The following is a 23,897-nucleotide window of genomic DNA, read 5'->3' on the forward strand; positions in this document are numbered from 1 at the left end:
TGCGCGTACTCCCCTTGACCGTGGTCAAGCTTGAGCGAAAGAGTAGACTATTAGTCCCCCAGCGCCGGCCCGGGCAGCGCCCCGTTCATCCCGTCGTCCTCCACCTCTTCCGTCTCCGGCCGGGGCACGCGGAACCAGGCCGCATAGAGCGCCGGCAGGAAGAAGATCGTCAGCACGGTGGCGCCCGCCAGACCGCCCATGATGGCAACCGCCATCGGGCCCCAGAACACGCTCTGCGTCAGCGGGATCATGGCGAGGATCGCCGCGGCGGCGGTCAGTGCGATGGGGCGGGCGCGGCGGACGGTCGCCTCGACGATGCTGTCCCAACGCGACCGGCCGCTACGGATGTCCTGCTCGATCTGGTCGACCAGGATGACCGAGTTGCGCATGATGATGCCGGCCAGCGCGATGACGCCCAGCATGGCGACGAAGCCGAAGGGCAGGTTGAACAGCAGAAGCGAGGCGGTGACGCCGATCAGCCCCAGCGGCGCCGTCAGCAGGACCATGAACACGCGCGAGAAGCTCTGCAGCTGCAGCATCAGCGTGGTGACCATGATCAGCAGCATCACCGGCATCATGGCGTTGATCGAGTCCTGGCCCTTGGCGCTTTCCTCGATGGCGCCGCCCATGGTGATGGCGTAGCCGTCGGGCAGGGTGGCGCGCAGCGCGTTCAACTGCGTGTTCAATTGGGTGCTGACCACCGGGGCCTGCAGGCCGCCGGTCACGTCGCCCTTGACCGTCATCGTCGTCTCGCGCGCCCTGCGCCACAGGACCGGTTCCTCCAGTTCATAACGCACGCTGGCGACTTGACTGAGGGGCACGGTGGTGCCGCGGCTGGTGCGGATGTTCAGCTCGCCCAGCCGCGACAAATCCATCCGCTCTTCCGGCGTGGTGCGCAGCAGGACGCCGATCAGCTCCGTACCCTCGCGGTACTGGGTGACCGACATGCCGTTCAACAGCAGTTGCAGGGCGTTGGACAAATCCTGCTTCGACACGCCCAGCGCACGCGCCTTGGCGGTGTCCACCTCCAGCCGGACGCGCTTGGACAGCTCGTCCCAATCCAGATGGACGTTGGCGGTGTTGGGGTGGGCGCGCATGGTGTCGCGCACCTGATAGGCGATCTTGCGGATGGTCGCCGGATCCTCGCCGGTGACGCGGAACTGCACCGGATAGCCGACCGGCGGGCCGTTCTCCAGCCGGCTGATGCGGACGCGGGCGGCGGGGAAGTCGGATTCCAGCCTCGGCTCCAGCCGCTGCATGAAATGCTCTCGCTGCTCCAGCCCCTTGGTCATCACCATGAACTGGGCGAAGTTGGCGGTCTCCAGCTGCTGGTCGAGCGGCAGGTAGAAGCGCGGCGAGCCGCCACCGGTGTAGGCGACCCAGTAATCCACGTCCGGGTCCTTTGCCAGCACCGCCTCCATCCGCTTCACCTCGGCGGCGGTCGCCTCGAAGGAGGAGCCTTCGGCGAGACGGATGTCGATCAGCAACTCCGGCCGGCTGGCCGAGGGAAAGAACTGCTGCTGGACATGGCCGAAGCCGACCAGCGCGGTGACGAAGGCCGCCACGGTCACGCCGATGGTGACCCAGCGCGCCCGCACGCATGCTTCGATCATGCCGCGCAGGATGCGGTAGGCGCGGGTGTCGTAGATGTCCAGCTCGTGCCCGTCCGGCACCACATGCTTGGGCTTGGGCAGCAGCAGCCAGCCGAGATAGGGGGTAAAGACCACCGCCACCACCCAGGACAGCAGCAGCGACAGCGCCACCACCCAGAAGATCGAGTTGGTGTATTCGCCGGCCGCCGACGCCGCGAAGCCGACCGGCACGAAGCCCGCCGCCGTGACGATGGTGCCGCTCAGCATCGGAAAGGCGGTGGAGGTGTAGGCGAAGGCGCCCGCCTTCAACCGGTCCCAGCCCTGCTCCATCTTCACCACCATCATCTCCACCGCGATGATGGCGTCGTCCACCAGCAGGCCGAGCGCGATGATGAGGGCGCCCAGCGAGATGCGCTGCAGGTCGATGTGCAGGAGCTGCATCGCCACCAGCGTCATCGCCAGCACCAGCGGCACCGCCAGCGCCACGACGATGCCGGTGCGCCAGCCCAGGCTGACGAGGCTGACCAGGATGACGATGCCCAGCGCCTCGGCCAGCGATTCCATGAATTCGCCGACCGAATGTTCGACCACCTTCGGCTGGTCGGCGACCTGCGCCACCTCCAGCCCGACCGGCAGTTCGGCGCGGACCTTCTCCATCGCCGCATCCAACTGCTCGCCCAGCTTCAGGACGTTGCCGCCCTTCGCCATCACCACGCCGATGCCGATGGCGTCACGGCCGTCGTAGCGCAGGGTGTAGCGCCGCGGTTCGACATAGCCGCGCTTGACCTCCGCCACGTCGCCGATGGTCAACAATCGGCCGCCGCTCTCCACCGGGATCGCCCGCACCGCCGCCGCGGTGTCGAGGCCGAGGTCCAGCCGGACATAGACCCGCTGCGATCCGGTATCGACGTCGCCCGACGCGGCGATGGCGTTCTCGCGCTGGAGCGCCTGGATCACCGACTCCACCGGCAGGCCGAAGCTGGCGAGCCGCTGGCTGGAGATCTCGACATAGACACGCTCCTCCTGCGGGGCGATCAGGTCGATCTTCTCGACGCCCGGCAGCTTCAGCAGGCGGGCACGCGCCTGTTCGGCCACCTTCTTCAACTGGGCCGGGGTGAAATCATCCCCCATGAAGGCGTAGATGGCGGAATAGACGTCGCCGAACTCGTCATTGAAGAAGGGACCGACCACGCCGTCGGGCAGGGTATAGCGGATGTCGCCGATCTTCTTGCGCACCTGATACCACAGGTCCGGCACCATCTTCGGCGGGGTGTAGTCCTTCAGCTGGACGAAGACCACCGACTCGCCGGGCTTGGAGTAGCTGCGGGCGACGTCGTAATAGGGCACCTCCTCCAGCTTCTTCTCGATGCGGTCTGTGACGAACTGCTCGACCTCGCGCGCGGTGGCGCCCGGCCATTGGGTGCGCACCACCATCACCTTGAAGGTGAAGGATGGATCCTCCGCCCGGCCCAGATTCTTGTAGGCGAGAGCGCCGGCCAGCACGCTGGCGAGCATCATGAACAGCACCAGCGTGCGGTGGGCCAGCGCCCAGGCCGACAGGTTGAGGCGGGAGTGGTTCATCGTGCCGGCTCCGTCCAGACGCGGACCTTCTGGCCGGCGTCGAGCTTGTGCACACCGGCGGTGACGACGCGCTCGCCGTCCTTCAACCCGCCGCCGATCAGGGCAAGGTCGCCGGCGTAAGCCGCGACGGTGACCGGGCGCAGTTCCAGCCGGTCGTCCGGCGCCGACAGCACCCAGACCGCCGGCGCCTGCTCGCGCTGGGTCAGCGCGCTCAGCGGCAGTCGGGCGACCGGGGCGCCATGGCCGGCAGCGGCGGTGACCGTGGCGGTCATGCCGAGCTGAACCGTCGGCGGCGGGTCGGTCAGCGCGATCTTCGCCTGGAATGTGCGGGTCGCGGCATCGGCGCTGGGCGAGACCTCACGCAAGGTGCCGGCGATGCTCTGGTCGGGGTGCGACCACAGCTCGACCGACAGCGTCTGGCGGGGCAGGGCGCCGACGCTCTGCTCGGGGATGTTCGCCACAGCTTCGAGCGCGCCCAGCCGGGCGACGCGCAGGGCGGTCTGGCCGGCGGCCACCACCTGTCCCGGTTCGATCAGCGTCGCGGTGACGATACCGGCTTCGTCCGCCACCAGCGTGGCATATTGGGCGGAGTTGGTGAGGACGCGCAGCTGCGCCTCCTGCTCCCGCACCTTGGAGTCGGCCTTGTCCAGCGTGGTCTTGCGGCGGTCGTATTCCTGGCGGGTCGTCCATTCGCCCTGGCGCAGGCTGGCATAGCGCTGGAAATCGCTGCGGGCGTTGGCCGCGTCGGCCTGCGCCGAGGTCAACTGCGCCTGGGCAGCGCGGATCTGCAATTGCAGGTCGGTCGGGTCCAGCCGGGCCAGCGGCATGCCGGGTTCGATGCGGGTCCCGACCTCCACCAGCCGGGCGGTCACCTTGCCGCCGACGCGGAATCCGACATCGGCCTCCACCCGCGGGCGGATCACCGCCGGGTAGCGCACGCTGTCGACCAGCGGTTCCAGTGCCACGGTAGCGACGCGGACCGGCCGCACCTCTCCTTCCGCCGGAGTGGAGGCGGACTGCGTTTCATTGCAGCCGGCGAGCAGGCCCGCCACCGTCAGCAGCGCCGTTGTCGCCATCACGGCGGACGCAAGCCGCCTTTCGCGGAATCGGGCCATACCACGTCTCCCCACTGGACTGGACTGTATCGTACTGCTACCGTCCTACTCCGGCACCCAACCCACGTCAAGAGTGAACGGTACAGTTCAGTGCAGTCATCGGAGCAAAAAGCGTCTCATCCGCCCGTGTCCCATGATGCGAAGGCGGAACAGATCGTCGCCGCCGCGCGGGAGGTCTTTCTGGAGCTTGGCTATGCCGCCACGTCGATGGATCAGGTGGCGCAGCAGGCGCGGGTGTCCAAGACCACCCTCTACACCCGCTTTCCGTCGAAGGAGGAGCTTTACACCGCGGTGATCTCCGCCGAATGCGAACGGCGCGGCCTGCGCTTTTCGGCGGAGATGTTCGATGGACTGCCGTTGCGTGACGTCCTGATCCAGGTTGGCCGCCGCTTCACCGACCTGCTGTGGTCGGATGCGGCGATCCGTGTCCATCAGGCGGTGGTGGGGGAGGCGACGCGGATGCCGCTCGCCGCCCGGCTCTATTTCCAGGCGGGACCGGAGCAGGGAATCGCCAACTTCGTCGCGCTGTTCACCCGGCTGGCCGAGCGCGGGGTGATCGCCACCGACGATCCGGCCTTCGTCGCCCGGCAGTTCCTGGCCGCCATGCAGGGCGGCGCCTATTGCCAGCTCGTGCTGGGTCTCTGCCCCGCACCGACGGAGGAGGAGCGCCACGCCTTCGTCGACAAGGCGGTGGACCTGTTCCTGCGCGGTCTGGCGCCCTGACCGTTCAGGCCAGCTTGAAATAGCGCATCACCAGTCTGCTCAGTTCCTCCCGCACGCCGTCGTCGCCCATCTCGGTCAGCCGTTCGTGCAGGCCGGCGGCGATGGCGGTGAAGCGGGCGAGCACGTCCGGGTCGAAATGCTTGCCGGCGCCGTCGGCGAGGATGCCCATGGTGGTGGCGTAGGACATCGGCTCCTTGTAGGGGCGGCGTGAGGTCAGGGCATCGAACACGTCGGCGACGGCGAAGATGCGGGCGGAAATCGGAATCGCGTGCCCCTTCAATCCGCGCGGATAGCCCGATCCGTCGAACTTCTCGTGATGGCCGCCGACCACGTCGGCCGCATCGGCCAGCCAGTCGGACGAGCCGACGATGTCCAGCCCATGGACGACATGGGTCTTCATCACCGCGAACTCCTCGGCATCCAGCTTGCCGGGTTTCAGCAGGATGCTGTCGGGAATGGCGATCTTGCCGACATCGTGCAGGAAGGCGCCCTTCACCAACTGCCGGATCGCCGCCTCCTCCAGCCCCAGCGCCTCGGCCAGACGGATTGCCAGGACCGTCACCCGGTAATTGTGGGCGTTGGTGTCGCTGTCGCGCTTGGCGATGGCGCTGCCCAGCGCGGTCAGCATGCCGATGTTGGCGTCGAGCAGGCCGCGCGACAGCCGCAGGATGCCCCGGTTGTAGGCCCCGAAGATCGGCAGCAGGACCAGCGCGGTCCCCAGCACCGACAGCGACGACACGGCGACCACCGTTGCGGTGTCGCGCAGGATCTCGTGCGAGCGGCGGGCCGAAAGCTGGAAGACGCTTTCGAAATAGCCGAGCAGCCGGCCATCGGAATCGAGCAGCGGCTCCATCGTCTGGATGAAGATATGCCCGTCTAGCGTGAAGCGGTCGTAGATCGCATCACCGTCGGTGGGGAAGCCGTGCCGGGTGGAAGACAGGCGCTGTTCCGCCCATTCCGCACCGGGTGCGACATATTCGGCCGTCTTCCGCTGATCGGGTGCATAAAGCTCCGCGACGATGAAATGGCCGTCGCCATGGTTCAGGTACAGCCCGTTGCGGCTGGCCATGAAGCGCTGCAGCAACGATTCCAAATCCGAATCGGCGGCGCCGGCCGCGAGCGAGGAGCGGGCATCGGTCAGGAAAGCCGCCGATTCCTCCCGCGCCAGTTCAACCACACGGCCATCGGCGATCTCGACCTCGACCAGAAAGGCGATGCCGCCGACCGCCAGCGCCAGGAACAGGGCGGCGCCGGCCAGCCGCAGCAGGACGGCGCGGGGGGTGGGCAGCCGCATCGTCGCCACATCGGCATGGCGGCCGGACAGGGACCTGAAAAGCAGGCTGAGCCGCCGCCGCTCGCCCATCGCGGTCATCGTACTGCCGATCACCTTGCTGCCGACTCCCGCGCTCATCGCCACACCCCGTTTGCGCCATACCCTTTTTGCGGGGCTCACCGTTCTGGACGATGTCCATGCCAAGCGTCAATATCGCCGCCCCGGATCAAAGGATCCGTTGGGAATTGTTGAGACGGCGTTAAGTTTCGGCAGGCACCGTGCCGCCGGCCGCTACCTGCTGCTTATGGAAGGAACCGTATCGTGATGTCCGCCTGCCCCTGCGGTTCGGGTCTTGAATTCGAGCGCTGCTGCGGCCCGATCCTGGCCGGGCAGCCCGCCCCCTCGGCCGAAGCGCTGATGCGGTCGCGCTACACCGCCTTCGTCCGCCACGACATCGACCATATCGAGCGCAGCTGTGCCCCGGAAACCCACGCCGCCTTCAGCCGGGCCGATGCCGAACGGGTGGCGCAGGAATGCGAGTGGGGGCCTTTGACCGTCATGAAGACGGAGGAGACCGGCGACGACGGCATGGTCGAGTTCTTCCTGACCTTCCACCGCGACGGGGAGGAGTGGCCGCTGCACGAACGGTCGCGCTTCCGCCGGGTCGACGGGCGCTGGCTCTACGTCGACAGCGTCCTGAACCCGAAGGACCCGCCGCGCCGCGTGGTCAAGGTCGGTCGCAACGATCCGTGCCCGTGCGGCTCGGGGCGCAAGCACAAGGCCTGCTGCGGGCGTTGAGAGATCTCAGTTGCGTTAAGGACCTTTCTCGGCCGTCATTCCCGCGAAGGCGCACTGCTGTCCGGGATTTTCAGGGCTCCGCCAGGGGCAGACTAAGTTGACGGTCTGGCGGTCTTTTTTGCGGTGGCCGTGGTCTTGTCGGACAATGATTGGTGGTGTCGAAAGGTTCGAAGAGTGCAACCTTGAGCCTGATCTTCAGGGCCTTCGCACCGCCGACATGGTTTTTGGCGTAGGTGTTCTGGAACAGCCGCAACAAGCAGAAGGCAATCAATGCCGTGTAGATCTGAATTCTGACGGCATTCTCCGAGCGACCGAAGAATGTCTTCAGCTTCAGGTTCTGTTTGATCCACTTGAAAAACAACTCAATCTGCCAACGCTCCTTATAAAGGTCGGCGATCTCCTGAGCAGTCCGGTCAAGATCATTGGTGATCAGATGGAGTGGCTCCTTATCCGGACGCGCCACCACCACTTCACGAAGTTCGGCGTCGTAGAGTGGGTTGGTCGCGCCGCCACGCGGCTTTTTGTGGCCGACCTTCACCCGGCGGTCCGCCACGATGTTGTCGCCAACCGCCTCCACGGTTCGCTCTACACGGCGGTGTGCATTGGCCTTCAGCCGGGTCACGAACAGCGCCTGCGCCATGGTGATCTCATGCCACCAGCGGTAATCCGTGTATCCCTTGTCAAAGACATAGGTGGCCCCGGCAGCGAACGGCAGGCGTCGCGCCATCTTGATTTCGCTGAGCTTGGGCGTTTCCACGGCAAAATGCACCGGCGTGGCTGTCCGCGGATCGTAGACCAGATGGAGCTTCAGGCCACGGCAGCGCGAATCGGCTTCGGCCCAGTTGAAGCGGCGGTCCCGCAACATGATCGCAGAGCCGTCGATCAGCCGCACCAACTCCCGGCTTTCCTGACGCGCCGATCGGGCCAAGCCGCCCATGACCTGTTCGGCAATCTCCCGGAACACCGCCGCAGGCCGGGCCGCCGAGGCATCGCTGAGCGTGCTCTTGCTAACCGGCCGCAGCCCGGTGTGGTAAAGCCCTGCCGGTTGGGCCGCCAACCCCTCCGCAATCTCGCGAAGGCTCTTCAGCCCGGCGAACTGGGCGAAAAGCATCGCCTTCAGGTGCCGCTGGCACGTCCAGCCCTTGTCACCACTCCCAACCCCATGATTGCCACGGTGCCGCGCCACAATCCCGTTCACCACACGACGGTCCAGAGGTTCCACAAGGCGCAAAAATCCGCTAGCTTGGAACGGCACGGCAGACCTCAAAATCTATGTTTGGCGACTGCGATTTTGGGCCAGAACTCTGGCTTTGTCTGCCGTGCAGCTTCAATCCATCCAAAAATCCCGGACAGCAGTGCGCCTTCGCGGGGATGACGGCTGAGAAGATTGCGGACGTTGAATTCCAGGCGTCCGCAGCGGTCACGCCTCAGCTGATGCCGAGATAGCGCCCCGGCTTGTGGTTGATCGCCAGCGTGATGTTGACGATGACGGCCCCCAGGATCGACAGCAGCAGCCGGTCCGGCGCCAGAACGAAGAAGGCGCCGCCCAGGATGGCGAGGTCGACGCCCAGTTGGAAATAGCCGGCGCGGATGCCGTAGGTCTCCTGCAGGTAGATCGCCAGGATGTTGACGCCGCCCAGGCCGGTGCGGTGGCGGAACAGCATCAAGAGGCCGGTGCCGCAAAGCCCGCTGCCCACCACCGTGGCATAGACGGGGTCCAGATGGGTGAAGCCCACCCACTGGTCGGTCAGGCGGGAGAACAAGGTCACCAGCGCCACGGCGATGAAGGTGCGCGCCGTGAACTGCCAGCCCAGCCGCTTCCAGGCCAGCCAATAGAAGGGCAGGTTGATCGCGAAGAAGATGATGCCGAACTGAACCTTGGTGATGTAGCTCAGCAGCAGCGCCAAGCCGGCGGTGCTGCCGGTCAGCAGCATCGTCTTGGAATAGATCAGCATGCCCAGCGCGATGAACAGCGTGCCCATCAGCATGGCGAGCGCGTCTTCATACAGCTGGTGACGCTCCACCGCGGCGGGCGGGGCCTGGAGGGTCGCGGCCATCGTCGTCCGTCCTCACTTCAACGAAGAGCTACGAACTTCGCCACCACATCGTCCACCTCGGCCGTCTTCAGGCCGGCGATGTTGATGCGGCCCGAGGTCGGCATGTAGATGGCATGGTCGGCGCGCAGGCGCAGCACCTCCGCCTCGGTCAGCGGCAGCAGGGAGAACATGCCCTCCTGCTCCGCCACCGCCGTCAGGGCGGGGAAGGCGCCGGCCAGCCCGGCGGCCAGCTTGTGGCGGATGCCGGTGATGCGGGCGCGCATGCCGTCCAGCTCGGCGGTCCAGTCGGCGGTCAGGGCGGCGTCGCTCAGGATGGTGCGGACCACGGCGGCGCCATGGTCGGGCGGCATGGAGTAGCTGGTGCGGGCCAGCGCCATAAGGTTTGATTTGGCAAGGTCGGCGGCGGCCGGTGCCGCGGCGACGGCGAAGATGGCGCCGGTGCGCTCGCGGTAGAGGCCGAAGGACTTGGACGACGATACCGCGACCAGCGTTTCCGGAACCGCCCCGATCAGGTAACGCAGCCCCTCCGCATCCTCGTCCAGCCCGCGGCCGAAGCCCTGATAGGCAAGATCGACCAGCGGCAGCACGCCGCGCTTTTCCAGCACCGCCGCGATGGTCTTCCACTGGTCAAGCGACAGCGGCGCGCCGGTCGGGTTGTGGCAGCTGCCGTGCAGCAGGGCGACGTCCCCGGGCTGCGCCGCCTCGAACGCCGCGATCATGCGGTCGAACAGCACGGTCTGGCTGGCGGTGTCGAAGAAGGGATGGCTCACCACCTCCAGCCCGGCGGCGGCGAAGATGCCGACATGGTTGGGCCAGGTCGGCTGGCCGACCAGCACCCGCTTCGACCCGCCGCGCAGGACGAGGTCGGCGGCCAGCCGCAGCGCGCCCGATCCGCCGGGGGTCTGCACGCCGGCCGCGGTGACCTTCGTCCCGGCCGCGCCGCCCACCAGCGACCACAGCCGCTCCAGATATCCCGCGTCGCCTTCCAGCCCCAGATAGGACTTGCTGTCCTGCCCCTCCAGCAGCAGCCGTTCCGCCGCCTTGACCGCGCGGAAGACCGGGGTGCGCCCCTCCTCGTCACGGTAGACCCCGACGCCGAGATCGACCTTGCCCGGCCGCGGATCCTGCTTGTACAGCCCGATCAGGGCGAGCAGGGCGTCGTCGGGTTGGCGGGAAAGCGCGTTGAACATGGCGGTGCGTCCGGTCCTTGGTGGCGGTGATGGCGGCCGTGAAATCCGGCTGCTGCGATCCTCCACTTTCGCGGGCTTCGGGACAATGGTGAATTCATTTCTTCTGATACGCTTGAGCATCGCAACGATTTGCAATGCCATCAATTGCGGGGCATCCTCCACCGTGAAGGAGCAGTCAGATCGATGACCGATTTTCACAAGACCCGCGCCCGCTTCCGCCTTCCGGACGGGGTGATCTATCTCGACGGCAACTCGCTGGGGCCGCTGCCGATCGGTGCCGAGGAGCGGGTGGCCCGCACCCTGGCGGATGAATGGGGCGGCCAGCTGATCCGCGGCTGGAACAGCGCCGGCTGGATGGTGCAGCCACGTAAACTCGGCGACCGCATCGCCCGCCTGATCGGCGCGCCGGAGGGCAGCGTCGTGGTTGGCGATACCCTGTCGATCAAGGTCTATCAGGCGCTCGCCGCCGCGCTGGCGATGCGGCCGGACCGCCGGGTGATCCTGTCCGATAGCGGCAATTTCCCCACCGACCTCTACATGGCGGAGGGGCTGATCGAAACGCTGGGCCGCGGCCATGTCCTGAAGGTGGTGGCGCCGGAGGAGGTCGAGGGAGCCATCGGCGAGGATGTCGCCGTGCTGATGCTGACCCAGGTCGATTACCGGACCGGCCGCCTGCACGACATGGCCGCGCTGACCGCCAAGGCCCATGCGGCGGGGGTGGTGACGGTGTGGGACCTCGCCCATTCCGCCGGTGCGCTGCCGGTCGATCTGGCCGGCGCCGGAGCGGATTTCGCCGTCGGCTGCACCTATAAGTATCTGAATGGCGGGCCGGGTGCTCCCGCCTTCATCTATGTTGCCCCGCAGCATGCGGAAGCCGCGCGGCCGGCGCTGTCCGGCTGGATGGGGCATGAGGCGCCCTTTGCCTTCGACCCCTCCTACCGCCCCGGTGCCGGGGTGGAGCGGATGCGCGTCGGCACCCCGCCGGTGATCGCGCTGGCCGCGCTCGACGCCGCGCTGGATGTCTGGGAAGATGTCGACATGGCCGACATCTGCCGCGCCTCCGTCGCGCTGGGCGACCTGTTCATCGAGCTGGTCGAGGCGCAATGCCCGATGCTGGAATTGGCCTCCCCGCGCGAGGGCGACCGGCGCGGCAGCCAAGTGTCGTTCCGCCATCCCCAGGGCTACGCCATCATGCAGGCGCTGATCGACCGCGGCGTGATCGGCGACTTCCGCGCGCCCGACGTGCTGCGCTTCGGCTTCACCCCGCTCTACATCGGCGAGTCGGAAGTGCGCGGCGCCGTCGCGATTCTGAAGCAGGTTATGGACGGCGGGCTTTGGGACCGGCCCGAATACCACAAGAAGGCGATCGTGACATGAGCGGGCAGGACAAGAGGGGACCTTACGATCCGGCGTCCGAAGGCGCGCAGATGGCGTTCGATGGGCGGATGTCCTACGGCGACTATCTGCAGCTTGACCGCATCCTGGGGGCGCAGCTCCCGCGTTCCACCGCCCATGACGAGATGCTGTTCATCATCCAGCACCAGACGTCGGAGCTGTGGATGCGGCTGGCCGTCTACGAGATCCGCGCCGCCCGCGAGGCGATCCGCGAGGACCGGCTGTCGCCCGCCTTCAAGATGTTGGCCCGCGTCGCCCGCATCTTCGAACAGCTGAACTCGGCCTGGGACGTTCTGCGCACGATGACGCCCAGCGAATACACCCGCTTCCGCGACGATCTCGGCCAATCCTCCGGCTTCCAGTCCTACCAGTACCGGGAGATCGAATTCCTGCTGGGCAACCGCAATCCGGCGATGCTGCGGCCCCACGCCCACCGTCCGGAAATCCATGCCCTGCTGGAACAGGAACTGTCCCGCCCCAGCCTGTATGACGAGGCGCTGCGCCTGCTCGCCCGCAACGGCCTTCCCGTCCCGGCGGAGGTTCTGGAGCGCGACGTCTCGCAGACCCACCAGCCCAATGACGGCGTGACCGAGGCGTGGCGAGTCATCTACCAGTCGCCCGAAACCCATTGGCCGCTCTACGAACTGGCCGAGAAGCTGGTGGATTTCGAGGATTACTTCCGCCGCTGGCGCTTCAACCACGTCACGACGGTGGAGCGGGTGATCGGCTTCAAGCGCGGCACCGGCGGGACCGGCGGCGTGTCCTACCTGCGCAACATGCTGGCGGTGGAGCTTTTCCCGGAACTCTGGCGGGTGAGGACGGTGCTTTGACGGGTTTGCACAGGATCGTGGATTGGGACGACGCCTACAGCAACAGCGCCTACATTCCCGGCGGCGACACCTACCCCGCGCGATGGGCGGAGCGGGCCGCCGCCTTCCGGGCGGAGATTGCCGGCGCCGGCCGGGCGGAGCTGGACCTGCCCTATGGCGAGGGGGAGCGGGAACGCTACGACCTGTTCCGGCCGGAGGGGCCGGCCAAGGGAACGGTGGTCTTCGTCCATGGCGGCTACTGGATGGCCTTCGACAAGGGGCGCTGGTCGCATCTGGCCGCCGGGCCGCTCGCGCGCGGCTGGGCGGTCGCCATGCCCGCCTACACGCTGTGCCCGGAAAACCGCATCGCCGGCATCACCCGGCAGGTGGCGCGGGCGGTGGAAACCATCGCAAGGGCACAGGCCGGGCCGCTGCGCCTGACCGGCCATTCCGCCGGCGGTCATCTGGTCAGCCGGCTCGCCTGCGCCGACGCCCGGCTGTCGGAAGAGGTCCGGGATCGGGTCGCGCATGTCGTTTCGATCAGCGGCCTGCACGACCTGCGCCCGCTGCTGAACACCGGCATGAATGCCACGCTGCGGCTCGACAAGGCGGAGGCCGCGGCGGAAAGCCCGGCCCTGCTGCATCCCCGGCCGGGCACCGGCATCACCTGCTGGGTGGGGGCCGATGAACGGCCGGAGTTCGTCCGTCAGTCGGAACTGCTTGCCAACGTCTGGCTCGGGCTGGGGGTGGCGACCGCTCTGCGGCTGGCCGAGGGGCGACACCACTTCGACGTCATCGACGATCTGACGGACCCGGACTCCGAACTGGTGGCGACGCTTCTGACGGCGTGAGCGGGATCACTGGGTGAAGAACATTGCGGCGAAGACGGCGGCGGTGGCGGCGATCACCGTCACCAGCCCGTTGCGTCCCAGCGCGCGCTGGCGGTAGAGCGCCACTGCCACCACGGTGACGGCGACGCTGGTCAGGATCAGGCCCAGCTTGGCTTCGGTCATTGCCGGCTTTCCTTATTCGATGGGACTCAGTGCGGGCCGATCCAGCCCAGCGCGCCGGCGGCGGTGACCAGCAGGATGACCCCGCACAGCAACACCAGCCAGCCGGTCATCGCCAGCCGCCAGCCCGGGCCGGCCTGGTCCAGTTCCAGGTAATGCAGAAGGATTTCCCGCCCCTTGGTCACCGCCAGCGCCAGCAGCAGCGCCGCCCCGGCGATGCCGACATTGCCGCCCGCATCGCCGTGGCGGGCGAACAGAAGGGTGACGAGGGTCAGGCCGATCAGCACCAGCCAGGACAGCGTCAGCCGGTCGAACTTCTTGAGAAACGTCATGGCCGGTCTCCTCAGCGGATAAGATAGACGAGCGGATAGAGGATCACCCAGACCAGATCGACCATGTGCCAGAAGGCCGCGCCCGTCTCCAGATTCTCGACCAGCGTGTCGGGGCCCGAGCGGCTGACCAGCAGCAGGATGACGATCCCCAGCACCACATGCAGGGCGTGGAAGCCGGTCAGCAGGAAATAGAGGGTGAAGAAGGTGTTGGTGTCGATGGTCAGGCCGGCGCCCAGCGTCGCCGAATATTCCATCGCCTTCACCGCCAGGAACACCGATCCGACCGCCGCCGCGATCAGCATCGCCCGGCGGGCCTGCGCCACCGCGCCGCGCCGGGCGGCGGCGACGCCGCGGGCGGCCAGATAGCCGCTGGTGACCAGCACCATGGTGTTCAGCGCGCCCGCCGTGCCGTTCAGATGGGCCTGACCCGCGGCGAAGGTCGCCGGGTCCAGCACCCGGGCGACGGCGAAGCCGATGAAGGCTGCGCCGAACACCGCAAGTTCGCTGAAAATCAGGATCCACATCATCAGGTTGCCGGGCAGGGCGGCAAGGCCGCTCGCCCTTTCGTCCGGGCCCGCCATTTCCAGGTCCGTCATCTCGATGTCGGCCATTTCCAAATCCCGTGTCCAAACCTTGTCATCACGTATGCGAATGATATGTCCGCCATCCCCCATTCGGCTTGATCTCGGTCAAGGAATGCCCTCCTTCCACGGTCAATTATTCGTCCGACCCGTGGCGGTAAGACGCTGCGACGCCCGTCTTCCGGCCCCTGCTTCCAGACTGCGGCTTCGCGCAACCAACGCCTCCCGAACCGACCCCACTCGACCGACAGATCGAGACTTCCAGGGATCCCGAGCGATGACCGAACGCTTTACCAAGGCGGCCGCGCGCAACATCTTCTATGGCGGATCGCTATTTTTCTTTGCGACATTTGTCACGATGACCGCGCTTAGCCACAACTACATCGTCAACACCAGCACCGACAAGAAGGGGCTGACCGAGGCGGTCACCCGCGGCAAGCATGTGTGGGAAAAGAATTCCTGCATCAACTGCCACACGCTGCTGGGCGAGGGCGCTTATTTCGCACCCGAGCTGGGCAACGTCTGGCTGCGTTACGGCGGCGACAAGGACCCTGAAGGTGCGGTGATGGCACTGAAGGCCTGGATGGCGGCCCAGCCCTCCGGGATCGAAGGCCGGCGCCAGATGCCGCAGTTCAACCTGTCTGAGAAGGAGGTCGAGGATCTCGCCGCCTTCCTGGAATGGACCAGCCGCATCAACACCCAGAACTGGCCGCCCAAGCTGTCGGGCTGAGGAGATTTTCGTCATGAAGTACGAATCACAAAAAGTCGCCCTCTATTACTTCGCGGCGGCCATGGGGCTGTTCGGTGTGCAGATCCTGGTGGGTCTCCTGGCCGGCACCGTCTATGTTCTGCCCAACACGATGTCGGAGCTGCTGCCCTTCAACATCATCCGGATGATCCACACCAACGCTCTGATCGTCTGGCTGCTGATCGGCTTCTTCGGCGCCGCCTATTACCTGATCCCGGAAGAAGCTGAAACCGAGCTGCACAGCCCGAAACTGGCGTTGATCCAGCTCGGCCTGTTCGTCTTCGGCGCGCTGGCCGCCGTCGTCGGCTACGTCTTCCGCATCCATGAAGGGCGCGAGTTCCTCGAACAGCCCCTGTGGATCAAGGCCGCCATCGTCGTCGTCGCGCTGATGTTCCTCTACAACGTCACGCTGACGGTGCTGAAGGGCCGCCGCACGGTCATCACCAACATCCTGCTGGTGGGCATGTGGGGCATCGCCATCTTCTTCCTGTTCTCCTTCTACAACCCGGGCAACCTGGCGCTGGACAAGATGTACTGGTGGTACGTCGTCCATCTGTGGGTCGAGGGCGTGTGGGAGCTGGTGCTGGCCTCCATCCTCGCCTTCCTGATGATCAAGATGACCGGCGTCGACCGTGAAGTGGTCGAGAAGTGGCTGTACGCCATGGTCGGCCTGGCCCTGTTCAGCGGCATCCTCGGCACCGGCCACCACTATTACTGGATCGGCACGCCCGGTTACTGGCAGTGGATCGGCTCGCTGTTCTCCACGCTGGAAGTCGCTCCCTTCTTCACCATGGTCGTCTTCGCCTTCCTGATGGTGTGGAAGAGCGGCCGTCGTCACCCGAACAAGGCGGCGATGCTGTGGTCGCTGGGCTGCGCGGTCTTCGCCTTCTTCGGCGCCGGGCTGTGGGGCTTCCTGCACACGCTGGCCCCGATCAACTACTACACCCACGGCACCCAGGTCACCGCGGCGCACGGGCACCTCGCCTTCTACGGCGCCTATGCGATGATCAACCTCGCCATCATCACCTACGCCATGCCCTACCTGCGCGGCCGGGCGCCCTACAACCAGACGCTCAACATCTGGAGCTTCTGGCTGATGAGCGGCGGCATGGCCTTCATGACCTTCGCCCTGACCGCCGCCGGCATCGTGCAGACCCACCTGCAGCGCGTGATGGGGCTGGGCTACATGGAGGTCCAGGAACAGATCGCCATGTTCTACTGGCTGCGTCTGGGCGGCGGCGTCGCCGTCGGGATCGGCGTGGTGGTCTACCTCTACGCCATCTTCGGCCCGGCCCGTGAAGAGCGTCCGGTTGCCGTCGCCGGCGGCCTCCAGGCGGCCGAGTAAGCCTCGAACCTCCGGCCCCCGTTCGCATCCGCGGCGGGGGCCGTCCGTTTTTCAGGAGTTTCCCATGATCCGCAGCGCCGCCCCTCTTGCCGTCGTGCCTGAAACCGCCGATGCCGCCAACAGCGCCGATCTGCCCTACTATCAGCCGACGGGCGACGAGTGCGCGCTGTTCGAGCATGCCTACAACCACCGCCTGCCGCTTTTGCTGAAGGGGCCGACCGGCTGCGGCAAGACCCGCTTCGTCGCCCATATGGCCGCCAAGCTCGGCCGCCCGCTCTACACCGTGTCCTGCCACGACGACCTGACCGCCGCCGACCTGACCGGCCGCTACCTGCTGAAGGGCGGCGACACCGTCTGGGCCGACGGGCCTCTCACCCGTGCCGTCCGCGAAGGCGCGATCTGCTATCTCGACGAGGTGGTGGAGGCGCGCAAGGACGTCACCGTCGTGCTGCACCCGCTGACCGACGACCGCCGCATCCTGCCGCTGGACCGCACCGGCGAAACGCTGGAAGCGCCCGCGGGCTTCATGCTGGTGGTGTCCTACAATCCCGGCTACCAGAATGTGCTGAAGGCGCTGAAGCCCAGCACCCGCCAGCGCTTCCTGGCCGTCGAGTTCGATTTCCCCGCGCCCGAGCGCGAGATTCCCATCGTCGCCACTGAAAGCGGCCTGCCCGAAAACCGCGTCGCCCCGCTGGTGCGGCTCGCCAATGCCCTGCGCGCCCTGAAGGGCCAGGATCTGGAAGAGGGCGTGTCGACCCGTCTGCTGATCTACTGCGCCACGCTGATCCGCTCCGGCATGAAGCCGGAACGCGCCATCCGCGCCGCTCTGATCGAACCGCTGACCGACGATCCGGACATCCGCGCCGCCCTGCTGCGCGTTGCCGAGGTCACGCTGGGCTGATCGGAAAGGGCGGAGGGCATCGTCATGCTGGAGTTCTTCGAGCCGGAAGAGACCGTCGGCCGTCTGTGGCACCGCCTGATCGGCGGGCGGTCGAGCTACCCGCATCATCCGGACGCCGCGGTGACGCTGGAAACCATGCGTCCGCGGCTGGCGGTGTTCTTCCGGGCGCTGGGCGGCGACCGCGGGGTGCGGCTTGCCGCCGGGTCCGCAGCGGTGTCCGGGCACCGGCTGTCGCTGCTCGGCCGCATCGGTCTGGGGGAGGAGCGGGTGGAGCGGGCGGCGCTCGACGGCAATGTGCTCCAGCTGCCGACGGCCATCGACCTGTTCCCCGATTCGGCGCTGAACGAGCGGCTCTATGAATGGCTGGCCGCCTTCTTCGCCCATGCCGAAGCCGAACCGGCTCCCGCCGACCCGCTGCAGGCCGACCTGCAGGCGCTGCGCAGCGCGGCGGCCACCACGGTGCGGGTGCTGACGCGCTGGCCCGGCCTGTCCGGCATGCACGAGGAACTGGCCCGCGCCGTCGCCGCCACCCGGCCCGCCCGCCGCCTGCCACCGGTGGAGGCCGATGTCGAGCGCGCCGCCATGGCGCTGCTCGGCGCCGGTGCCGTCACCAGCGAAGGCGCGCGTATGCTTGCGCCGACTGTGCCGCTGTCTGATTTCACCGCCCCCTATGGCTATGCCCGCATGCTGCCGGTGCCGCTGTGGGGCCTCGTCGCACCGGGTGCCGAGCGCGATGCCGCCGCCGCGACCGACAGCCCCGGCGAGGGCGGGCAGGCGGCCGAGGGCGACCAGCGCCGCCGCGCCGCGACCCGCCGCCAGACAGACCAGATCCAGCGCAACGACCCGCTGATTCTCAACCGCTTCGAAAAGATGCTGAGCCTCGCCGAGGCGCTGAACATTCCGCGCGCGGTCGATGACGACGACGCGGAGAATGCCCGCAAGGCCGCCGACGACCTCGACGAAATCGCCGTGGGCGCGCATCAGCGCAAGGCGTCGACGACGCTGAAGCTCGACCTCGACCTCGGCGCGCCGGTGGTGGACGACACGCCGCTGGTGGCGACCCTGAGCTATCCCGAATGGGACCATGGCCGGCAGGCGCATCTTCCCAACCATTGCCGGGTGATTGCCGAGACGGCACCGGCCGACGGCGAGTCCTGGCAGCCCGACGCCGCCGCCCAGCGCCGCATCCGGCAGGTCCGCCGCCAGTTCGAGGCGCTGCGCCCGCGCCGCATGCTGTTCACCGGGCAGGCCGACGGCGATGAGCTGGATCTGGCCGCCCTGGTGCGCAGCCGGGCCGATCTCCAGGCCGGCGGCTGCGGCAGCGACCGCGTGCACCAGCAGGTGCGCAGCGCCGCCCGCGATCTGGCGGTGGCGGTGCTGGTCGACGGCTCCCTGTCGACCGACGGCTGGATCGAGGGCCGCCGCGTCCTGGATGTGGAGAAGGAGGCGCTGCTGGCGCTGACCCACGGCCTGACCGCCTGCGGCGACGACCATGCGCTCTATTCCTTCACCTCGCGCCGGCGCGACTGGGTGCGGGTGCAGACGCTGAAGGGCTTCGAGGAACCGCTGGGCGCCACCGTCACCCGCCGCATCGGTGCGCTGAAGCCCGGCTATTACACCCGCATGGGTGCGGCGATCCGCCATGTCACCGCCCAGCTTGCCGAACGGCCTAACCGCCACCGGCTGCTGGTCTTGCTGACCGACGGCAAGCCCAACGACGTGGACCATTACGAAGGCCGCTACGGCATCGAGGACACCCGGCAAGCGATCCGCGAGGCGCGGCGCGACGGGCTGGCGGTCTTCGCCATCACCGTCGATGCCCAGGCACGCGACTACATCCCCTATCTGTTCGGGCGCGGCGCCTATGCCATATTCCCGCAGGTTTCCCACCTGACCAAGGCGCTGCCGGCGCTGTACCGGCAGGTCGCCTGCGCCGCCTGACCGAAAAGGACCATCGACCATGAGCGAACCGGTGCAGATCGGACCCGTGAAGATCGGAATCGTCACCATCTCCGACCGCGCCAGCCGTGGCGTCTACGAGGACAAGGGCGGCCCGGCCATCCGGGAGGAGTTGACGCGCATCGTCACCTCCCCCTGGGTGGCGGAGGCGCGGGTCATACCGGACGAGCTGGACCTGATCGCCGCCACACTGACTGAGCTGTGCGACGTTGCGGGCTGCGATCTGGTGGTGACCACCGGCGGCACCGGCCCGGCCCCGCGCGACGTGACACCGGAGGCGACGGAGCGGGTCTGCGACAAGATGATGCCGGGCTTCGGCGAACTGATGCGTTCGGTCAGTCTGCGGGTCGTACCGACCGCCATCCTGTCGCGCCAGACCGCCGGCATCCGCGGCCGCAGCCTGATCGTCAACCTGCCGGGCAAGCCGTCCGCAATCCATGATTGCCTGATGGCGGTATTTCCCGCGATCCCCTATTGCCTCGATCTGATCGGCGCCGGGCGGATCGAAACCGACCCGAAAATCTGCGTCGCGTTCCGGCCAAAATCCTAATATGCGAAATCATCATAGTTTGTGTGGAAATAAAGGATAGCTGCGACAAAATAGCGTCCAGTTCTTCCACTTGACGGCGGTCAAGCAGAGGTCTCGGAGATGGGGTGAATATTCCCTCACAAGAAACACTCAACCGAGACGACGCCATGAAGACCAAGCTCTCTCTCGTCACTGTCAGTGCCGCCGCCCTGATGCTTCTGTCCGGTATCGGTGCCGCTTCGGCGGCTGAAACGCTCTATGCCGACCCGAAGGTCAAGCAGCCCACGGTCAGCGTCGTCCAGGATCCGGCGGCCGTCCCGGCACCGGAGAAGGCCGGCAAGCGGGCGCCGAAGACCCACAAGGTGCAGCTGAACACGTCCGAGGTCGAATCCATCCTCGACGACGGCACCTCCTATACCTACTGGACCTTCAACAACACGGTTCCGGGTCCGATGGTGCGGGTGCGGGTTGGCGATACGGTGGACGTCTCCATCTCCAACGCGCCGGAATCGACGATGAACCACTCCGTCGACTTCCACGCCGCGACCGGCTTCCTCGGCGGCGGCCAGATCACCCAGGTGGAACCTGGCCAGACCAAGTCCTTCAGCTTCAAGGCTCTGACGCCGGGCGTCTTCGTTTATCACTGCGCCACGCCGATGGTCGCCCACCACATCTCCAAGGGCATGTACGGCCTGATCGTGGTGGAGCCGGAAGCCGGTCTGCCGCCGGTCGATCACGAATTCTACGTGATGCAGCAGGAAATCTACGCCACCAAGGCGAAGAACCAGGCGAATGCCGAGGACGACTATGACGGCCTCGTCAACGAGCGTCCGAGCTACCTGGTGTTCAACGGCACCGTCGGCGCGCTGACCAAGGACAAGCCGCTGAAGGCCAAGGTCGGCGAGACGGTCCGCCTGTTCTTCGGCGTCGGCGGCCCGAACCTGACCTCCTCCTTCCACGTCATCGGCGAAATCTTCGACAAGGTCTATAACCTGGGTGGCCTGGAAAGCGAGCCGTCGAAGGGCATCCAGACCGTCACCGTCGCCCCCGGCGGCGCCACCATGGTGGAGTTCAAGGTCGAGTATCCCGGCAAGTACGCCCTGGTCGACCATGCGCTCAGCCGCGCCACCAAGGGCCTGATCGGCATCCTGGAAGTCGAAGGCAAGCCGGACGACACCATCATCAAGGACAAGAGCGGCGACAGCCGCAAGCAGCTCGGCGAAATGAAGCACTAAGCACGTCGTCTGCTGTGAAAAAAAGCCGCTCTCCCGCAGGGGAGGGCGGCTTTTTTCGTGCGTGCAGGATCAACCACGATCCCTGGAGCAGCACAGTCACCCGCGGCCCGCCGAACAGGCCGGTTTGCCGGTCCTCGGCGATGGCGTCGGCGAAGCAGGCGAACGAACCAGCCTGCACGGGGCCAGCTTGCGGGCGCCGCGCCTTCGGCCTGCTTGACCCGGCTGATCGAAAGAGTTACACAGCCAAAAATGCGTGAATACCGGTAGGGATGTGCAGCGTAGGGTCGCGTGTTGCGCCATGCCCGCCGCCGGCCATGCCGCTCACGCCGCAAAGGTCGGATGGCGAGATGGCGGACACGGTCGAAAAGACGCGGACGATCCTGGTGGTCGAGGACAATGTGCTGATGCGCAAGCTCTTCGTCCGCTGCCTGGAGGAAGGCGGCTTCACCGTCGTCGAGGCGTCCGACGCCTCCTCCGTGCTGGACCTGATGCGCGACATGGCGCCCGATCTGGTGGTGATGGACATCGTCATGCCCGGCCTGTCCGGGCTGGACCTGATCCGGCAGATCCGCGCCGATGGCGATCTCGCCGCCACGACGGTCATTGCCGTCACCAACCTCGCCACGCCCGCCGACAAGCGCCGGCTGGCCGATGCCGGCTTCGACGGCCATGTCTCCAAGCCGATCAAGCCCAAGGAATTCCAGGCCGCGGTCGCCGGTTTCCTCGGCACTTGAGCCGCAAGATCTGATCCGGCGGCTCTGACTTCGCGTATCACCCAAAACACACGCAAAAGAGGAGGAGCCGCGGCGATGGCGCGTTATCTGGTTACCGGCGGCTGCGGCTTCATCGGCTCGCACCTGATCGAGCGGCTGCTGGCGGCCGGGCACGAGGTGCGGGTGCTCGACGATCTGTCGACCGGCAAGCGCGAGAACCTGCAGGATGGCGTGCCGGTCACCGTCGGCGATGTGGCCGATGCCGAGGTGGTTCGGTCGGCGATGGCCGGCGTGGATGGCTGCTTCCATCTGGCCGCCGTCGCCTCTGTCGACCGCTCGCGCGAGGCGTGGCTGGAGACCCATCACGCCAACCTGTCCGGCACCATCGCCGTCTTCGATGCCGCCCGCCGCGCCAACCCGGCCGGGCCGGTCCCGGTGATCTACGCCTCCTCCGCCGCCGTCTATGGCGACAACCCGAACATGCCGCTGACCGAGGATGCGGCGACCCGCCCGCTGTCCGCCTATGGCGCCGACAAGCTGGGCTGCGAGCTGCATGCGCGGGTGGCGGACGGGGTGCATGGCGTGCCGACCGCCGGTTTCCGCTTCTTCAACGTCTATGGCCCGCGCCAGGACCCGAAATCGCCCTATTCCGGCGTCATCTCCATCTTCGCCGGCAAGATCGCCCGCGGGGAGCCGATCACCATCAACGGCGACGGCGAGCAGGTGCGGGATTTCATCTTTGTAAAGGACTTGGTGCGATATCTGACCGCGGCGATGGACCGTCCGCAGTCCGGCGCGCCCGTCTACAACGTCTGCACCGGCCGCCCGACCTCGGTCAACCGGCTGGCGGAGGTGCTGGCGGAGCTGTCGGGCCGGCCGCTCGACCGGCGTCATGGTCCGGCACGGCCGGGCGACATCCGGGTGTCCATCGGCGATCCGTCCCGTCTGGTCGCCGCCTTCGGCATGAGCTGCGACACGCCGCTGGAGGATGGGCTGCGCCAGACGCTGGCGTGGCTTGGCTGAGCAAGAGAGCATTGAGCAAAGGATAGGGGTGGCGTGACCGGTGGTTCGATCGGGCGGCGGGCTGTCGCCGGGGGGCTGATGTCGGGTGCGGCGCTGCTGGCGCTGCCCAACAGGGGCCTGCGGGCCGCGGATTCCGGTCAAGCTTCCGCATCCCCTTGGGCGGTCTATTACGCCGACGCGGCCCCGCTGTCCGCCTTCCAGCCCTACCGGCTTCTGGTGCTGGACAGCCGCACCCACCCGCCGCTTTCGCCGCTTGCCGACCGCGGCAAGATCCTGCTCGGCTATCTCAGCGTGGGCGAGGTCGAGACGCACCGCCCCTGGTTCGAGCGGGTGAAGGCCTGGGGCATTCTGGACCAGGAAAACCCCAACTGGCCCGGCAGCTTCTATGTCGACGTGCGCGACCGCCGCTGGGTCAAGCTGGTGGTGGAGGAACTGGTCCCCGCCATCCTGCGCCAGGGCTTCCACGGCGTCTTCCTCGACACGCTCGACAACCCGCCGCATCTGGAGCGCACCGACGCGAAGCGCTGGCGCGGCATGACCGACGCGGCGGCGGCACTGGTGCGCGCCATCCGCCGCAACTGGCCTGACATCGGCCTGATGCAGAACCGCGCCTATGAAATCCTGCCGCAGACCGCCCCGCTGCTGAGCCATGTGCTGGGCGAGAGCGTCTATGCCGGCTGGGATTTCGCCGCCAAGCGCCCGCACCGCCAGAGCGCCGAGGATTACCGGTTTCAGGTCGAGGCATTGAAGGGCGCCGGGGCGCTGAATCCCCGGCTCTCCCTCCATACCCTGGATTACTGGGATCCGGCCGACGCCGCCGGCATCCGGGCCATCTACGATCTGCAGCGCGCCAACGGCTTTTCCCCCTACGTCTCGACGGTCGAACTCGACCGCCTGATCCCGGAGCCGCCGCGGTGAGAGCCTTTCTGCGACGCAGCAAGAGATCCCCTCTCCCCGGGGGGGAGAGGGAGATTATCCCGGTTTGGAC

At 67.1% G+C, this 23,897-nt stretch carries 23 protein-coding genes; 14 read left to right on the forward strand and 9 right to left on the reverse strand.

Going from position 1 to position 23,897, the window contains the following annotated elements:
* Positions 1–50 precede the first annotated feature (50 nt).
* Positions 51–3,173, reverse strand: coding sequence for an efflux RND transporter permease subunit (locus tag M5E06_RS22030; protein WP_252140019.1), 3,123 nt, complete (start codon positions 3,171–3,173; stop codon positions 51–53).
* Positions 3,170–4,288 (reverse strand): efflux RND transporter periplasmic adaptor subunit, encoded by a 1,119-nt coding sequence (locus tag M5E06_RS22035; RefSeq protein WP_252140020.1) that lies wholly within the window; start codon positions 4,286–4,288, stop codon positions 3,170–3,172. Before M5E06_RS22035 ends, M5E06_RS22030 begins: the two co-directional genes overlap by 4 nt.
* A 126-nt stretch (positions 4,289–4,414) precedes the next feature.
* Here M5E06_RS22035 and M5E06_RS22040 point away from each other — a divergent pair, with 126 nt between their 5' ends.
* Entirely contained in the window at positions 4,415–5,011 is a 597-nt protein-coding gene (locus tag M5E06_RS22040) for a TetR/AcrR family transcriptional regulator (protein WP_252140021.1), read from the forward strand.
* 4 nt (positions 5,012–5,015) lie between these two features.
* Here the strand turns inward: M5E06_RS22040 and M5E06_RS22045 are convergent, their stop codons facing one another.
* A complete protein-coding gene (locus M5E06_RS22045; RefSeq protein WP_252140022.1) occupies positions 5,016–6,422 on the reverse strand; it encodes an HD-GYP domain-containing protein in 1,407 nt (468 codons plus the stop codon).
* A 186-nt stretch (positions 6,423–6,608) separates the two neighbouring features.
* Here M5E06_RS22045 and M5E06_RS22050 point away from each other — a divergent pair, with 186 nt between their 5' ends.
* Positions 6,609–7,082, forward strand: coding sequence for a YchJ family protein (locus tag M5E06_RS22050; RefSeq protein ID WP_252140023.1), 474 nt, complete (start codon positions 6,609–6,611; stop codon positions 7,080–7,082).
* A gap of 70 nt (positions 7,083–7,152) precedes the next feature.
* Here M5E06_RS22050 and M5E06_RS22055 read toward each other — a convergent pair whose 3' ends face one another.
* The 3 genes from M5E06_RS22055 to M5E06_RS22065 all read right to left on the reverse strand — a co-directional run bounded on the left by M5E06_RS22055 (position 7,153) and on the right by M5E06_RS22065 (position 10,329).
* Positions 7,153–8,337: an IS4 family transposase gene (locus M5E06_RS22055; RefSeq protein ID WP_252137514.1), complete on the reverse strand. Its 1,185-nt coding sequence runs from the start codon at positions 8,335–8,337 to the stop codon at positions 7,153–7,155.
* 172 nt (positions 8,338–8,509) lie between these two features.
* Positions 8,510–9,139 (reverse strand): YitT family protein, encoded by a 630-nt coding sequence (locus M5E06_RS22060; protein ID WP_109153422.1) that lies wholly within the window; start codon positions 9,137–9,139, stop codon positions 8,510–8,512.
* A 17-nt stretch (positions 9,140–9,156) separates the two neighbouring features.
* Positions 9,157–10,329 (reverse strand): amino acid aminotransferase, encoded by a 1,173-nt coding sequence (locus M5E06_RS22065; RefSeq protein WP_252140024.1) that lies wholly within the window; start codon positions 10,327–10,329, stop codon positions 9,157–9,159.
* Positions 10,330–10,512: 183 nt separating this feature from the next.
* Between M5E06_RS22065 and kynU the strand changes: the two genes are divergently transcribed.
* From kynU to M5E06_RS22080, 3 genes are read left to right on the forward strand one after another with little or no spacing between them, the layout of a single operon-like run.
* A complete protein-coding gene (gene kynU, locus M5E06_RS22070; RefSeq protein WP_252140025.1) occupies positions 10,513–11,706 on the forward strand; it encodes a kynureninase in 1,194 nt (397 codons plus the stop codon).
* Positions 11,703–12,554: a tryptophan 2,3-dioxygenase gene (gene kynA / locus M5E06_RS22075; protein ID WP_252140026.1), complete on the forward strand. Its 852-nt coding sequence runs from the start codon at positions 11,703–11,705 to the stop codon at positions 12,552–12,554. Before kynU ends, kynA begins: the two co-directional genes overlap by 4 nt.
* Positions 12,551–13,384 (forward strand): hormone-sensitive lipase, encoded by an 834-nt coding sequence (locus tag M5E06_RS22080; RefSeq protein ID WP_252140027.1) that lies wholly within the window; start codon positions 12,551–12,553, stop codon positions 13,382–13,384. The genes kynA and M5E06_RS22080 overlap by 4 nt, the downstream gene beginning before the upstream one ends.
* A gap of 6 nt (positions 13,385–13,390) precedes the next feature.
* Here M5E06_RS22080 and M5E06_RS22085 read toward each other — a convergent pair whose 3' ends face one another.
* From M5E06_RS22085 to M5E06_RS22095, 3 genes are read right to left on the reverse strand one after another with little or no spacing between them, the layout of a single operon-like run.
* Complete coding sequence (locus M5E06_RS22085; protein ID WP_167393274.1) at positions 13,391–13,546, reverse strand: hypothetical protein; 156 nt, start codon at positions 13,544–13,546, stop codon at positions 13,391–13,393.
* Between the two features lie 26 nt (positions 13,547–13,572).
* The gene (locus tag M5E06_RS22090) at positions 13,573–13,875 is read right to left on the reverse strand and encodes a cytochrome C oxidase subunit IV family protein (protein ID WP_252140028.1); all 303 of its coding nucleotides are present in this window, start codon (positions 13,873–13,875) and stop codon (positions 13,573–13,575) included.
* 11 nt (positions 13,876–13,886) lie between these two features.
* Complete coding sequence (locus tag M5E06_RS22095) at positions 13,887–14,486, reverse strand: cytochrome c oxidase subunit 3 (RefSeq protein ID WP_252140029.1); 600 nt, start codon at positions 14,484–14,486, stop codon at positions 13,887–13,889.
* A 247-nt stretch (positions 14,487–14,733) separates the two neighbouring features.
* Here M5E06_RS22095 and M5E06_RS22100 point away from each other — a divergent pair, with 247 nt between their 5' ends.
* The 9 genes from M5E06_RS22100 (at position 14,734) to M5E06_RS22140 (ending at position 23,827) form a co-directional block, all read left to right on the forward strand.
* A complete protein-coding gene (locus M5E06_RS22100; protein WP_109156390.1) occupies positions 14,734–15,186 on the forward strand; it encodes a c-type cytochrome in 453 nt (150 codons plus the stop codon).
* A 13-nt stretch (positions 15,187–15,199) separates the two neighbouring features.
* Entirely contained in the window at positions 15,200–16,549 is a 1,350-nt protein-coding gene (locus M5E06_RS22105) for a cbb3-type cytochrome c oxidase subunit I (protein WP_109156391.1), read from the forward strand.
* A gap of 64 nt (positions 16,550–16,613) precedes the next feature.
* Entirely contained in the window at positions 16,614–17,450 is an 837-nt protein-coding gene (locus M5E06_RS22110) for a CbbQ/NirQ/NorQ/GpvN family protein (RefSeq protein ID WP_252140030.1), read from the forward strand.
* A 24-nt stretch (positions 17,451–17,474) separates the two neighbouring features.
* Complete coding sequence (locus M5E06_RS22115; protein ID WP_252140031.1) at positions 17,475–19,391, forward strand: nitric oxide reductase activation protein NorD; 1,917 nt, start codon at positions 17,475–17,477, stop codon at positions 19,389–19,391.
* A 19-nt stretch (positions 19,392–19,410) separates the two neighbouring features.
* A complete protein-coding gene (gene mog, locus M5E06_RS22120) occupies positions 19,411–19,959 on the forward strand; it encodes a molybdopterin adenylyltransferase (protein WP_286208926.1) in 549 nt (182 codons plus the stop codon).
* A 146-nt stretch (positions 19,960–20,105) separates the two neighbouring features.
* Positions 20,106–21,173, forward strand: a complete 1,068-nt coding sequence (nirK, locus tag M5E06_RS22125; protein WP_252140032.1) for a copper-containing nitrite reductase — start codon at positions 20,106–20,108, stop codon at positions 21,171–21,173.
* A gap of 347 nt (positions 21,174–21,520) precedes the next feature.
* On the forward strand, positions 21,521–21,907 hold the full coding sequence (locus tag M5E06_RS22130) for a response regulator (RefSeq protein WP_252140033.1): 387 nt from the start codon (positions 21,521–21,523) through the stop codon (positions 21,905–21,907).
* A gap of 75 nt (positions 21,908–21,982) precedes the next feature.
* Positions 21,983–22,909 carry an NAD-dependent epimerase/dehydratase family protein gene (locus tag M5E06_RS22135; protein ID WP_252140034.1) on the forward strand — a complete coding sequence of 309 codons (927 nt, stop codon included), beginning with the start codon at positions 21,983–21,985 and terminating at the stop codon, positions 22,907–22,909.
* Positions 22,910–22,942: 33 nt separating this feature from the next.
* Positions 22,943–23,827, forward strand: a complete 885-nt coding sequence (locus tag M5E06_RS22140; protein ID WP_252140035.1) for a glycoside hydrolase family 191 protein — start codon at positions 22,943–22,945, stop codon at positions 23,825–23,827.
* Positions 23,828–23,897 lie beyond the last annotated feature (70 nt).

It is taken from the genome of Azospirillum sp. A1-3 (genome assembly GCF_023806445.1).
Taxonomy (GTDB): Bacteria; Pseudomonadota; Alphaproteobacteria; order Azospirillales; family Azospirillaceae; genus Azospirillum.

What these genes read in the sequence shown, in the direction of transcription:
- M5E06_RS22030 (WP_252140019.1), bottom strand. Translation starts at nt 3,173, where the DNA reads ATGAACCACTCCCGCCTCAACCTGTCGGCCTGGGCGCTGGCCCACCGC.
- M5E06_RS22035 (WP_252140020.1), bottom strand. Translation starts at nt 4,288, where the DNA reads ATGGCCCGATTCCGCGAAAGGCGGCTTGCGTCCGCCGTGATGGCGACA.
- M5E06_RS22045 (WP_252140022.1), bottom strand. Translation starts at nt 6,422, where the DNA reads ATGAGCGCGGGAGTCGGCAGCAAGGTGATCGGCAGTACGATGACCGCG.
- M5E06_RS22050 (WP_252140023.1), top strand. Translation starts at nt 6,609, where the DNA reads ATGTCCGCCTGCCCCTGCGGTTCGGGTCTTGAATTCGAGCGCTGCTGC.
- M5E06_RS22060 (WP_109153422.1), bottom strand. Translation starts at nt 9,139, where the DNA reads ATGGCCGCGACCCTCCAGGCCCCGCCCGCCGCGGTGGAGCGTCACCAG.
- M5E06_RS22065 (WP_252140024.1), bottom strand. Translation starts at nt 10,329, where the DNA reads ATGTTCAACGCGCTTTCCCGCCAACCCGACGACGCCCTGCTCGCCCTG.
- kynU (WP_252140025.1), top strand. Translation starts at nt 10,513, where the DNA reads ATGACCGATTTTCACAAGACCCGCGCCCGCTTCCGCCTTCCGGACGGG.
- kynA (WP_252140026.1), top strand. Translation starts at nt 11,703, where the DNA reads ATGAGCGGGCAGGACAAGAGGGGACCTTACGATCCGGCGTCCGAAGGC.
- M5E06_RS22085 (WP_167393274.1), bottom strand. Translation starts at nt 13,546, where the DNA reads ATGACCGAAGCCAAGCTGGGCCTGATCCTGACCAGCGTCGCCGTCACC.
- M5E06_RS22090 (WP_252140028.1), bottom strand. Translation starts at nt 13,875, where the DNA reads ATGACGTTTCTCAAGAAGTTCGACCGGCTGACGCTGTCCTGGCTGGTG.
- M5E06_RS22095 (WP_252140029.1), bottom strand. Translation starts at nt 14,486, where the DNA reads ATGGCCGACATCGAGATGACGGACCTGGAAATGGCGGGCCCGGACGAA.
- M5E06_RS22100 (WP_109156390.1), top strand. Translation starts at nt 14,734, where the DNA reads ATGACCGAACGCTTTACCAAGGCGGCCGCGCGCAACATCTTCTATGGC.
- M5E06_RS22105 (WP_109156391.1), top strand. Translation starts at nt 15,200, where the DNA reads ATGAAGTACGAATCACAAAAAGTCGCCCTCTATTACTTCGCGGCGGCC.
- M5E06_RS22110 (WP_252140030.1), top strand. Translation starts at nt 16,614, where the DNA reads ATGATCCGCAGCGCCGCCCCTCTTGCCGTCGTGCCTGAAACCGCCGAT.
- M5E06_RS22115 (WP_252140031.1), top strand. Translation starts at nt 17,475, where the DNA reads ATGCTGGAGTTCTTCGAGCCGGAAGAGACCGTCGGCCGTCTGTGGCAC.
- mog (WP_286208926.1), top strand. Translation starts at nt 19,411, where the DNA reads ATGAGCGAACCGGTGCAGATCGGACCCGTGAAGATCGGAATCGTCACC.
- nirK (WP_252140032.1), top strand. Translation starts at nt 20,106, where the DNA reads ATGAAGACCAAGCTCTCTCTCGTCACTGTCAGTGCCGCCGCCCTGATG.
- M5E06_RS22130 (WP_252140033.1), top strand. Translation starts at nt 21,521, where the DNA reads ATGGCGGACACGGTCGAAAAGACGCGGACGATCCTGGTGGTCGAGGAC.
- M5E06_RS22135 (WP_252140034.1), top strand. Translation starts at nt 21,983, where the DNA reads ATGGCGCGTTATCTGGTTACCGGCGGCTGCGGCTTCATCGGCTCGCAC.